12 protein-coding genes are annotated in these 11,704 nt (G+C 40.9%); 4 read left to right on the top strand and 8 right to left on the bottom strand.

The genetic code is table 11. The features are described from left to right. Positions 1 to 213 precede the first annotated feature (213 nt). The 5 genes from I3255_RS12845 to I3255_RS12825 all read right to left on the bottom strand — a co-directional run bounded on the left by I3255_RS12845 (position 214) and on the right by I3255_RS12825 (position 5,940). Positions 214 to 729, bottom strand: coding sequence for a hypothetical protein (locus I3255_RS12845; protein WP_238039174.1), 516 nt, complete (start codon positions 727 to 729; stop codon positions 214 to 216). A gap of 125 nt (positions 730 to 854) precedes the next feature. Beyond that, entirely contained in the window at positions 855 to 4,328 is a 3,474-nt protein-coding gene (locus tag I3255_RS12840) for a hypothetical protein (RefSeq protein ID WP_238039173.1), read from the bottom strand. Then, on the bottom strand, positions 4,325 to 5,167 hold the full coding sequence (locus I3255_RS12835) for a hypothetical protein (RefSeq protein ID WP_238039172.1): 843 nt from the start codon (positions 5,165 to 5,167) through the stop codon (positions 4,325 to 4,327). The genes I3255_RS12840 and I3255_RS12835 overlap by 4 nt, the downstream gene beginning before the upstream one ends. Before the next feature lie 272 nt (positions 5,168 to 5,439). Continuing rightward, entirely contained in the window at positions 5,440 to 5,718 is a 279-nt protein-coding gene (locus tag I3255_RS12830) for a hypothetical protein (RefSeq protein ID WP_238039171.1), read from the bottom strand. Continuing rightward, complete coding sequence (locus I3255_RS12825; protein ID WP_238039170.1) at positions 5,719 to 5,940, bottom strand: helix-turn-helix domain-containing protein; 222 nt, start codon at positions 5,938 to 5,940, stop codon at positions 5,719 to 5,721. It abuts the gene before it with no gap. A 523-nt stretch (positions 5,941 to 6,463) separates the two neighbouring features. Here I3255_RS12825 and I3255_RS12820 point away from each other — a divergent pair. After that, positions 6,464 to 7,447: a replication initiation protein gene (locus tag I3255_RS12820; RefSeq protein ID WP_238039169.1), complete on the top strand. Its 984-nt coding sequence runs from the start codon at positions 6,464 to 6,466 to the stop codon at positions 7,445 to 7,447. A 547-nt stretch (positions 7,448 to 7,994) separates the two neighbouring features. Here I3255_RS12820 and I3255_RS12815 read toward each other — a convergent pair. Beyond that, positions 7,995 to 8,570 (bottom strand): stationary phase growth adaptation protein, encoded by a 576-nt coding sequence (locus tag I3255_RS12815; protein ID WP_238039168.1) that lies wholly within the window; start codon positions 8,568 to 8,570, stop codon positions 7,995 to 7,997. A gap of 148 nt (positions 8,571 to 8,718) precedes the next feature. Further along, complete coding sequence (locus tag I3255_RS12810) at positions 8,719 to 8,955, bottom strand: hypothetical protein (RefSeq protein ID WP_238039167.1); 237 nt, start codon at positions 8,953 to 8,955, stop codon at positions 8,719 to 8,721. A gap of 319 nt (positions 8,956 to 9,274) precedes the next feature. Here I3255_RS12810 and I3255_RS12805 point away from each other — a divergent pair, with 319 nt between their 5' ends. After that, the gene (locus I3255_RS12805) at positions 9,275 to 9,625 is read left to right on the top strand and encodes a hypothetical protein (RefSeq protein WP_238039166.1); all 351 of its coding nucleotides are present in this window, start codon (positions 9,275 to 9,277) and stop codon (positions 9,623 to 9,625) included. Positions 9,626 to 9,684: 59 nt separating this feature from the next. Here the strand turns inward: I3255_RS12805 and I3255_RS12800 are convergent, their stop codons facing one another. Next, positions 9,685 to 10,116: a hypothetical protein gene (locus tag I3255_RS12800; protein WP_238039165.1), complete on the bottom strand. Its 432-nt coding sequence runs from the start codon at positions 10,114 to 10,116 to the stop codon at positions 9,685 to 9,687. Positions 10,117 to 10,773: 657 nt separating this feature from the next. Here I3255_RS12800 and I3255_RS12795 point away from each other — a divergent pair. Both I3255_RS12795 and I3255_RS12790 read left to right on the top strand, forming a co-directional pair. Further along, the gene (locus tag I3255_RS12795) at positions 10,774 to 11,394 is read left to right on the top strand and encodes a recombinase family protein (RefSeq protein WP_238039164.1); all 621 of its coding nucleotides are present in this window, start codon (positions 10,774 to 10,776) and stop codon (positions 11,392 to 11,394) included. Positions 11,395 to 11,455: 61 nt separating this feature from the next. Next, positions 11,456 to 11,704, top strand: a 249-nt coding sequence (locus I3255_RS12790) for a cyclic-phosphate processing receiver domain-containing protein (protein WP_238039163.1), incomplete at its 3' end; no start/stop codon positions are given.

Here is an 11,704-nt window from a genome sequence, read left to right as displayed (position 1 = left end):
CTTCATTCCTCCGCACATTAAAGTTCACTCTGCAAATTCATCGGCTAGAAGAAAAATGGAACTTGGCATACGTAATATCATGCGGAAATTTAATGGTTCCTCTTAACCAATAAGCAAGAAACCCTAGTCATTTGCTTGGCTAGGGCTTTTCTCTTTAGACACATATTTTAAAGGGAACCCCTTCATTCGATATCATGAATGTGCAATAAACTCTTAGTTCTTGTGGGATAGAACCCCTTTATCTTCTAAGTCATCGCTAATTTCTTTCATGACAAAAGCAATAGGGTTGGTATCGAGGCTGCTAACTTCAAGTTTTGATTTAGGGTCCCAACTATTATCGCCATCATCCATAAGCCCAGATCCCAATATACGGGCCAATGTTTCTTGGGCCCGAACGTTACCCGGTAATGTCTTCTTGAATTGAACGATGGTGCCATCACTAAGCACTTTTTCATCTGTGATCTGATGTTCTGTCGCTGAAATCAACATTTGGTTGGTGACTTCGGCCAGTAGTGACTTATTAGCATGGAGAATAGCGGTATTGAATTCGGGACGAAGTTTGCGCCATTTCCCAATGGTTGCATGACAAACACCAAAGTATTTAGCCAGTTTGGGGTTTGATGTGCAGCCAGATAAAACGGCTTGACGGACTTCATCTACGAATGAATCACGCCATACCTGAGCAGGCTGGACGCCAATCCGTGGCGGTGGTTTCTTTTTCTTTTCCATTTGGCCATCCTGTTATCATTTTGGTGATATACCGATAATGGGCAGCAAGCTAATTTCGTAGGCTTTAAAACGGCTTGGGTAGCATTACCGGTACATCAATAACACGTATATATTATACACCTTTACTATGTATTCGCTATCGCCAGAGGTGGATAATTAACCGGGTCTTGGGGGTGTTCTAGCTGTGCCAAAAGAGCGGCAAAAACTGCTTGGGCGTCTTCACTCTTACTGTTTGTTTTGATCTTAAGGTGGTGAGTTAACATGAGTTCAACCATCTTTTTGTCGGCCAGAATTATCAGAATAAAGCGATTGACGAATTGGCGATGGGGATTCTTGCTGTATTTTTTAAGTAGTTGTTTTTCAAGGGATAGCTCTAGTTTTTGGCGTTTTTTGTCACCAAAATCTCCGTCGTCCATAGTATATAAAGGCGACTGTAAAAATGGTGACAACTTTTCGCCCCCTGAGACCACCACACAACCAGACTCGGTTAACTGTTCTTCCCTCGCGAATAAACGAGCAAGTTCCCCGGAGCATTCAAACTCAACAGAGTTATCATTACGAGCAATAAACTCAAATCCATAGCCGTCATCGCCCCAACATTCCATCGTTAAGCGAGAGAGATTATCCTGTCCGATATTCTTTTTAATGATGAGAGAGACTGCTTTTCGTTTAGCAATTGAGAGCAACTTAGCGATGCGCCCTCCATTGACTCTCACCTCTCCTTTAGCGTTGGTTATTTCGATGCCAACCGTTTGTAGTAAGCGGGAAATAATGGAGCACTGTCCTTGTTTGTTCTTAGGGGCTGAGTTAACCGTCAGCACGTTACCATCAATTAGAGGGTAGGCTTGCATACTGGCATGTAATGCTTTGTTGAAGCTATTTGATACTCGTTCAATCAAAGGTTTAGTTGATGGGTATTTCACCTTATTTCGCCCGATCACTGTAAATAAGCGGTCGGTTCGATACCATCTGCTATGGTTAGATTCGCTACCACGGTCGAACACCCCTGCTGAATATAGAGCTGCTCGGTATTTGTCATCAGCGATTAGACGCAACCCCGTGTCTAGGGCTGATTTAGATGCAAAAGAAAGGTCTTCCCCTTGCTCTAATCTTTGCAGCCAATTCCAGCCAATTAATTCAGACATGGCTTGATTTAGAACATCAAATAAAGCTGGATCATTGCGAAGAACAACTGCGACTAGGAGAGACTGAATCTCTTGAGCGTTTTTCGTGCTCAAACACAGGCGAATATCGTCAGGATTGAAGCTCAAGGCACTGTGTATGGCCGTTTCATATCGAATGCATGATTCTATGTCATCGTAGCTCAGGTCTGTTCTACGGGAGATTTGAGCGTGTTCTATGGCACTTAATGGTTTTTGGTCAATGATGCTATTGATTCGCGCTGAGTTATCTAATTTGTTGGTATTCACATCAATAGATGGTTTGGCTGAATGATCTACCGTTGAGCAACCCCATCCCTCCGCCTCAAATTGATAGTAGAGAAATTCACGTTGTTGCTTTGTTGATTCCAGATCTACTGTCCTCATGTAATCATGAAGCAAACTATATGCTCCGGGATAATCAGCCTTGCCAGATGTTTTAATGAGTAGATCATGATTAACCGTGTCTGTGGTGGTTAAGGTTTGGTTATCTGCAGCAAAGACATCAATATGTTTTGTAAAGCGAAATCGGAATCCCATCTGTTTTAGATCGCTAGACTTAATCACCTTTGTCGTAATGATGATCCCTTGCTCATAATCTGGTTCGGCCCACGAACAACCGCTTGTTATTGTCGGTGTATAGATCACAACATCGAACAAATTAGGCGAGCACTGATGATTAACCAAAGCATAAGCCCCCTTTTGCTCTCCTTTGGCTTGCATCGTATCTGCGTTAATAAGACAAGTACGCAACCCCATCGAAAGACAGTAATCATTAAGAGCAACTGATTGGCTCTTGTTGTCGATAGCAATAAAGAATCGATCCGAAGGACTCCCGCAATCCCGTTGCTCAAGGCGTAGTTCTGCCAGCTCATTAATACGGTTTAGTAAGAGCTTACGCGATTGGATATTACGATGAAACACTACTTGTCGTGAGCGTTCCGCCGATGATAGCTCTCGTTCTGGATGCGTAATGTTCATAATGACATTGTATTGCTTAGTGTCCGTTTTATCCTCAATCAAATAAATGATGTGTTCGTTCAGGTCGGCATCAATAACAAGAATGGTTTTATTGTTATTTGAGAACTGGTGGAAAATCAGATCTAGTGTTTCGACTGATTTTTCATACGATGATGATTGGACAATCGCTTGTTCTGAATGGTCATCTTCAAGCATTCTTAAATTGCCGAGCGTTTGCGTGAATTCATCAAAGAGAACCACCTCAGACTTGGTTAAATGCTCTTTAATGTGGGGACGCGATAACGAATTTACACAAACGATCAGTACCCTTTTTAAGTTAAAGACTGATCGCTCATCATAATGCCATACGCTGTTACTTAAACGAGGCAGATGCTCATTCAGATAGTTTGTCACGCGAGTTTTTGTATCGAACGTTAACGTCCTACGATGTAATACAATCGTCACGTACTTACCATGCTCTAATGCATCTTTGACAGTAGGCAGTAATACCCCGTCTGTTTTTGAGCCACTGTTATGCAGTTCTTCACCAATCTTAACGTTGTAAACACCGCCCATTGGCGCAGATAGAAAAAAATTACCACCTAAGTTATCTTTGATTGAGTTTTGAATAAGCGGCATGATTTCATCAACATGTGACAATTTTGTGCGGCTTGCTCCTAACTGAGTAAATGAGATTGCACGATCTCGTTTTTTGCCGATGATTTGGTTGATGTCCTCACGGATCGCATGGTGTGAATTGTCTTGTTTAAATCCATCAAATACATGCTCAAGCGGGATCTCGGCTGGGTACAAATGCACACGTTTTTTTGCTGACATATAGGACATCAACAAGACAAACGAGCTATATTCGTTTCCTTTGCATCCTCCCCAAGCGCCCAAGCGGAGTAATAATCGGTTTGCACTTTCCAGCCACTCACGACAATATTCTTTATGCGCATTATTAACTGCAAACATGAAGCGTTCCGCCACCATTTCTGGTGTGGTTGAGTATTTTTCGCCATGTTCATCTAAACAGTAGATAGCATTAATCATGCGTTTGTAGTCAATCCAAAAGCGGTAGATAGGATCGGATAAACTATCTGGATCATGTAGCGCTTTTGTCGGGTTATGGATAAATCGAGAAGCAAGAGTTGATAGTGCTTTTGTTTGCTCGATATCACTCTCTAGTTTTGATTTTCTGGCATCAAGTTTAGCCTTTTGCTGTAACACCAGATCGCGTAATGCTTGCTGTTTAGCTTTTTTCTCTGGATTCTTAGATCGAGGTAGGCGAGGCGGACGGCCAATAGTCTTGCGTTCCGTGATAGTTTCGTTCAAACAAGAAGTAAGACGTGTGTTCGCCTCTGCCATAATAGAGATTGTTTCTTCGCAATCAGCCATAGCATATTGTTCGGTGTCCCCTAATAACGTTACGACCTCTCTTTCAAGCATTTTGATGTTATCCAGGGATAGATTATTCATACCACCTCCCCTGATTTATTAGCTTTAAAGACGTTCTGGTTGTGTTGTTGCAACGTTAATCCACCGCAGACCACATGGCTTTCTGCAAATTCACGCAGTACGTTGCCCAATGTCATACCGGGACGAGCGTAGACACACCACACGTCAAGTTTGTCATGTAACTTCCCATCAGAAAGAGGGTCGCTTGAGTGACTAGATACATAGCCTCCCTCTGCTCTGTATTTCGTTGAAATGGTTACTCCCGGTACGCCAGAAGAGCTACAAGGCGCAATCCAGCGATTCCCATATCCTTTTTTAAACCCACAATAACGGAGCAAGGCTGACCAATCATTGGCTCGATTGAATTCCGCAATAGGATCGATGAAACCATCGCCTGTACTGTGCGTTTTATGAATAACCGGGTCTTGGGTTGGTGGTGAGGGAATTGGCTGTTCATCTTCGGTGATATATGTCTGAGCCAGCTCAATGGCTTGTTGTGCAAATTCAGATTGAAAAGGGTCAAGATAATCCCCTTCTCTTTTGGAAACTTGATAACACGCCTTGTTTCCTGCTGATAACGTTGGTAGGTAACTGATCTGGTTTGCATTTTCCATTGCATCGTCAGCCCCAAACATATACGTCAGAGCGCGTTGTAAAATTAGCCAATCATCGTAACCCACAGACTCGGCTAATGGGATAATGATTCGTGAACGGCGGCATTCAACGGTTGATGATACGGTATCGTAGATTAGGTAAGCATCAATTTTTAGCGAAGTTAGAGCATCAATAATGGCTTGCTGATCATGGTTTCCATAATCCAGATCTGCGATCAGTAAGGAATAGTTCCCGTGTGAAACCATAGCCTCTTTTTGTTTTGATGCGCAGTCAGAAGGAATGCACCACCAACATTTTTCTTTCACATAACGCTTATCGGCCAAAGTGTTGAACGGCATCGACGTTAGATCATGAGGTGAAAGAGAACGAGATAGAATATCCATGTATGAAATGCGGTAGAACTTGGTTGAGTCATTATTACGGTGTGACTCTCCCACTGTGATGTATTGACGTTCCATGTATAAGCCTAAAAAACAAGGAAGAACGCCCAGAAGAACTGAGCGTTGGTTGTTAGGGGTTAAAACTCAGGGCCGTACATATTGATAAAGGCCCAAATCTCGCTATTCGTTTTAAACTCTGGTAATGGCACCTCTGCATAGTCTGCTACTCTGTCTGCATAATACTCGGCGGAAAAATCCGGTTTTGTGCTGATAAGTGCGGCCTTATCTAGTAGCGATTCAATTAGAGGGAAATTCCCTTGAATAAGTCCAAGCAGGCTACTGAGTTGCGTATTATCAAGAGGTAATGGATAAACTTTATCCTTTACGATTAGTTGACACTGAGTAATCTCGGGCATTTAAGCTTCCTTGCGTTTGTGCATTAGATTAATAACGAGCGCTTGGAGTTCGATGTCATTAAACCCTTTGATACGCGCATTTAGCAGTTCCTCAACCTCATTGGCTGGGATGAGCTTTCGAGTACCGATTGAAATAGGCTCCGTTAGTAATTCATTTTCAATCTGACGACCAAGTGTACGAGCTGACACACCAAATAGAGCTGAGATCTCTTTGTAAGACATTAGGCGATTCAAATTATTGAGCCTCTGTTGCTGATAACTCCCATTATGCTCAGGCTGCTGACGGTGAATCTCCACTGGGGAATAGACTAAATAAGGTCCAATTGTTTAGTTTGGTTAAAATGTGTGGGCTTGATCAAAAAAAACATATAAGTAGGAAAAATGTGTTCTATCCCGCTTTTAAGGCAACTTGGTAAGTAAATTGGTAAGTAGCAAGGTAAACCGAAAGCTCCCGTGTTGACTGGAATCATGGGGTGAATATTTGTTTTTTTATCAGCGAGAACTTGGTTAATACCTTTAAATGTAGGTGGTTGCCGTTTTTTTGTGAGGTGTTTCTTTTGATCGGAAGAGGCGGTAGGATAGCGCAGAGAAACAAAAGCCCCGAAACTTATCAATCAACTTGGCGGAAGACATAAGAATTCAGGGCTTACGAAAAACTATCACAGGGATAATATTCTCTAAAGGAAGTATAACAGATGAATTCACAATCTCAACTTATCATGACCGCCAATAAGTGTGGCCATGAGTGAATACTGAACAATCAACTGCCTTTCAGTTAGAACTCTTCGAGTCTCTTCCGAATAAACCGTACTGTACTGATGAGTTAGGGGTGACATTTATTCGCTCGAAAACTACTGCAATCAGTAAAAAGTATCTGCAGGTGAACCAGCCTTGTGTAACTACATACCTTGTTTTCGATGTAGATCGAAATGGGGCTGTACTCGCTTGGTATGATAATAATCTTCCAGCTCCATACTGGACGAGTAAAAACCCTGAGAACGGACATGCTCACATCGTTTATCGTTTGAAAGTACCGTTCTGCACGTCTGATATTGCTCATCTGGAGCCTATTCGTTATGCCGCTGCGATTCAATCTGCACTTGTTCAACGACTGAAAGCTGACCGTGGATACGCTGGGTTACTAACTAAGAACCCATGTCACCCCCATTGGCAGAACCAGTGTTGGACCGAACATGAATATACGTTAGACGAGTTAGCTGATTATTTAGATCTACGTGGCCACCCATTAAAAGGACATGAATCTATTGGTCTTGGTCGTAACTGTGAACTCTTTGATAACGTGCGTCATTGGGCTTATAAAGCGATTCGTCAATATTGGGCACCTAGCTACAAGCGTAAATGGAACGAAGCTGTATATAAGCATGTAGAGGCGTTAAATTACGGTTTTATTTCACCACTTCCCGTTTCGGAAGTGAAGTCTATCGCCAAATCCATTGCTAATTGGACATATCGAGAGTTTACGCCAGCTAAATTCCGTCAGAGTCAGGCCAAGAAAGGATCTAAAGGTGGCAAAGCTGGCTCAAAAGAGGATAAGGCTAAAGCTGGACGTATATCAAAAGGTGGCGGTCGTCCTCGGTCGCATGATCCATTGTTGTTGGAATCTATCGTAAGTAAAAAAGCCCTAGGTTTATCTAATCGTGGCATTGCCGATGATCTCAATATTTCACCGAGCACCGTGAGTAAGTATCTTAAAATCCCATTAGAGTGATCGCGAAACAACAAGCCTTATCAGATAACAGCCTTTTTAGGGTTCTTTAAGGGAGCCTCTGATGTTGTATTGGCCTACACAGATTTCTATATTGTGATCGCGAAACAACAAGCCTTATCAGATAACAGCCTTTTTAGGGTCTTTAACCCACCTATTAGATACTGAGAAATTTTTACTGCTCGTTTCTAAAGGAGGTGCTATGACTTATTTGATTTCTCTTTTTGAGAGTCTTGCTAAAATGCCCGATAATCGTTTTTATCCATGTCTCTTAGTGACCGGAATGATCGGAATAGCGTATGTCTTGACTCTGCCGAACTGTACTTGATTTTAGTCTTACGTGTGAGACAGCTATAAATATTTTTATTGACTCTTCTGTATCATCTATTATGATTAAGACAGGTAATAAAAATGATTTGTTACCAGAGTGCGACAGACATGTTTATACATGACGCTCCACAACCCTTTTAGGGTCGAGGCCTTGTCCGGTAATGGTGTTCTGGATACCTGATTATTTCAGGCGAAGCCCCCTCATATATAGGGGGCTTTGTTACATCTGGGGTTTGGGTAACGTTTTATTTTTTAATAGGTTTAGTGCAATACTAAAAAACTTTACTTTTTTAACCTTTCCTAAAGGCTCATCAAGTGGATAGGCGCTTTTTATATGTAGCCTTAGTTTTTTGTTCTCTCGATATGCAACAAAAGAGATATAGTATTGAATGGTTTCACCATGTTCAGACTGAATATCACAGGTAGCAAAGCTCTCATACCCACCATGAAAAACTAAATTCGCCTGCCCTAAGTTAGCTATAATCATCGGTAATTTCTTGCTTAATTCATAACGGATAAAGCAAAAAGGGCGACTATCTTTTGTCGTTTTATATTCTAATCTAATTCTATCTTCGTCTGTTAAGTGCTCATAATCTTTAGCAAAACAATGAAAAGAATAAGTAACATAAAACTTATAATTTCTAGCTGGATTTTTCCCTTTAGCTGGTTGAACGTACTCAACTACTTGGCCATCTAAGTGTGATAAATCATAAACCTGATCATCAAGCCTAAATGGCTGCCAGTGGGTTTCTTTATCTAAGATTAATTTCTTTTTTTTTGCCGTAACATTTGTCATGGATCTTGTATTATTCAGATTAGATGAAAGACGATTGTTGGTTTATCTTATCTATAGATGATGAAGAAAAGTAGAAAATAGTTAGTCTGTCATTGTGATTGGTGTGGCGAAATGGCGATTACATTGATAATTATAATCGCCTAAGAGCTTACTTGGTTTTTAATGCTTCTTGAATTAAATCTGCATAAACAGGTAAACATTCAAGGCTAGACTTAACACTAGTGGAGCTATTAGTCGATAGCTTAGTTTGAATTAGTTCTAGTGCGCATGATACAGCGATAGCTCGTTGAGTATCTTTTCCTGCTCTATGGTAATAAGAAGTTGTAGGTTTAGTTGAGTAATCTAGTTTTAGGTAATCGTTAAATACGGTATTAGAGTCTGACATATCAATATACACCTTAATTATGAGTTGTGTTTCTTATTATATCGACATAGTTATTTGTCGTAAGCAGGTCCAAGCATCTTTTGTATGTTATGTCGTCAAAAATTGCTGCTAAATGACATCCCTATAAGTGTTTTTGTATGTGGGTGGGTATGTCACTCTTGTTTGAGATAATATTTTTTCCTATCTCAGCCTAACAAAACAGCAAGCTCTATCTGGACTATAGATTTAGATCACAATTGTTACTCTAAGTGCCTATTCTTATTCTTTTTTTATCCTGGATGCCTTTATATTGTGACACCTATCTATTGTTGTGTGTTGTATGAACCGAGCAGTTTTAAATTATATCGTTACTAGCTGTCCTGAAAGAATTGTAGAGTTAGGAGAAGATAATGGCGTAGCAGATACTGAAACGTCTATCCGTTTAGCTCGCCTTCTGGCAACAGGGGAACTTATTCTTGAAAATCTAACTGCCGCTCAGATGTATCATTATGAGAATGCAATGCGTCCATTACTGGAAAATATTCCTTGTGATGGTGTGATTAATAGTTTTATGAGCGAGGATGACGACTTATGTACGGGAAATGGTTTTGTAGACGATGAAAGTCTCTTAATGAGTTATGAAACCGACGATTTCAGATGTCAACATTGTCGTCATGATGCTAATCATTAATAATTCGTAAGCCGCCAACATGGCGGCTTCTCTACCTGTTTTATTAACCGTGTCTTGGGTTACTTACTCAACAATGCCTGTACCTCATCCCAATATTTGGCCATTGAGTCTTTAGATACTGCCTCCCCAATCGCTTTTCTGCATTCACTCTTAGGGTAGCGAGCTTTAAGAATAGCCTGTCGTTCTTCTGGTGATAGTTGCTCTACTAATCCAAATAATGCCTGACGAGTTTTTTCTGCCCTTTCTGCATTGTGTGTGCGGACATGTACGTTTTTTCCCGTTTCTTTTTGTGCGGACTTAGCTGGGCATTCCTGTGTTTGTCTGGGTTGTACTGGTATTTCTCCATCTAATCGCATCAAAACAGCTCTACGAACCCAAGCTGAAAACGAGACGTCTCCCCGAGCTTCGTCTATCCGTGCCATTAACTTTTTGTCGAATCGCATATCCTTACGAATAGATGCAGATGTTTCGTTAGCTTTTTTTGTACTCATGTGTGCGGACACTCCCTGACTAATGTGTGCGGACAAGTGCGGTAAATATAGCATGGCGATTTTAGTTCCGCTAAAGAGAAAAGTTTGTCAGGTCTAAAAATTAGATAAATTTTTTACGAGGATCGGTGAAAGGGGGGGAGGGGGTATCCCATTTGGGGCCGCCCCCCTCCTTATATATTTCTGTTTTATATTTCTCTTATAACACATACGCTAATCTGAGAATTTCTTCGTTATTTTTATTGTCTTGTTAAAATTTCGCATACTAGATTTTCATCTAAACTTCGCCTTTTTCTCCTTTTTTATATCAGCATAATAATATTACCTATTGATTTTAAATGATTTTATGATTTCTTATGTTATGAGTTTATGGGAGAAGAACATATGGCATATTCAAAAATAATAAAGTTATTAATAGTTGTAACACTTAGCTTAATTCTGAAATGTGATTCACAAGAATGTGAGCCTCAATGCGAAAAAATAATAACCCCTGTCATTGATAAAGGGGTATATAAATAATGTTTTATTTGGTCTCTTATCGGTATACCTGAAATAGACCTGTTCCTTTCGATCAAATCACCTTAAAAATAATTTAGTAGACTATTCATAATAGACCATAATTAATAGACCACATGTAATAGACTTACGAGAGGTCTCAAGATGAGAATCTACCCTTACTTACGAGCAAGTACCAAAGATCAAGATGCTAGGCGAGCCATAGTGGCTATCGAGCAGTTCGCCAATGAGCAAAGTCTCAAACTATCCAAAAGTTTTATTGAAAATGAGTCAGGAACGACTCTACAGCGACCTGAATTATTTAGACTGTTAGATACTGCTGAATCCGGTGACGTGATCTTGTTAGAGCAAGTAGATCGATTATCTCGCTTGAAAGAGAGTGATTGGCAGAAGTTGAAAAGCATCATCCAAAGCAAAGGGATTGGGATTGTTAGTTTAGATCTGCCGACTTCATGGGTACAGTTGAGGCCGGGTGGAACGGATGAGTTCACGGCCAGTATTATGAAAGCGGTTAACGGGATGCTATTGGATATGTTAGCTGCTGTTGCCCGTAAAGACTATGAAGATCGAAAACGCCGTCAAGCTGAAGGAATCCAGAAAGCGAGAACGAACGGGAAGTATCGAGGACGAGTGGATGATACCGATAAGCAAGCTCGTGTGGCTAAGCTGCTTGAAAGTGGCTTGAGTTGGAATGATGTGATTGATGCTGCTGGTTGTAGCCGAGGTTTAGTTGCTAAGGTGGCCAAGCAACTTAAAGCCCAATAAAAAAGGGCAGCCATAGCGCTTTTGTGGCCAGTCTAAATAGTTGGCAAGGAGCAAAAGAAAATTGAAAGTATATTTAGATGATGAAAGGGTTACTCCTAGCGGATGGGTAAGAGTTTATTGGCCTGAAGAAGCTATCAAGCTACTAAAAACAGGAAAGGTAACAGAGATAAGTCTCGATCATGATTTGGGCGATGATGAACATGGCACTGGGTATGATGTCGTATTGTGGATTGAGGAGGCGGTATATACAAAAAACTTCATTCCTCCGCACATTAAAGTTCACTCTGCAAATTCATCGGCTAGAAGAAAA

The organism is Psychrobacter sp. Ps6, assembly GCF_022129235.1.
Taxonomy (GTDB): Bacteria; Pseudomonadota; Gammaproteobacteria; order Pseudomonadales; family Moraxellaceae; genus Psychrobacter.
The sequence above is the reverse complement of the archived record's forward strand: the minus strand, read 5'-3'. Positions and strand labels throughout refer to the sequence as shown.

Bases quoted from the DNA above. Each gene is read 5' to 3' on its own strand.
- I3255_RS12845 (WP_238039174.1), bottom strand. From the start codon at position 729: ATGGAAAAGAAAAAGAAACCACCGCCACGGATTGGCGTCCAGCCTGCT.
- I3255_RS12840 (WP_238039173.1), bottom strand. From the start codon at position 4,328: ATGAATAATCTATCCCTGGATAACATCAAAATGCTTGAAAGAGAGGTC.
- I3255_RS12835 (WP_238039172.1), bottom strand. From the start codon at position 5,167: ATGGTTTCACACGGGAACTATTCCTTACTGATCGCAGATCTGGATTAT.
- I3255_RS12830 (WP_238039171.1), bottom strand. From the start codon at position 5,718: ATGCCCGAGATTACTCAGTGTCAACTAATCGTAAAGGATAAAGTTTAT.
- I3255_RS12825 (WP_238039170.1), bottom strand. From the start codon at position 5,940: ATGTCTTACAAAGAGATCTCAGCTCTATTTGGTGTGTCAGCTCGTACA.
- I3255_RS12815 (WP_238039168.1), bottom strand. From the start codon at position 8,570: ATGACAAATGTTACGGCAAAAAAAAAGAAATTAATCTTAGATAAAGAA.
- I3255_RS12810 (WP_238039167.1), bottom strand. From the start codon at position 8,955: ATGTCAGACTCTAATACCGTATTTAACGATTACCTAAAACTAGATTAC.
- I3255_RS12805 (WP_238039166.1), top strand. From the start codon at position 9,275: ATGAACCGAGCAGTTTTAAATTATATCGTTACTAGCTGTCCTGAAAGA.
- I3255_RS12800 (WP_238039165.1), bottom strand. From the start codon at position 10,116: ATGAGTACAAAAAAAGCTAACGAAACATCTGCATCTATTCGTAAGGAT.
- I3255_RS12795 (WP_238039164.1), top strand. From the start codon at position 10,774: ATGAGAATCTACCCTTACTTACGAGCAAGTACCAAAGATCAAGATGCT.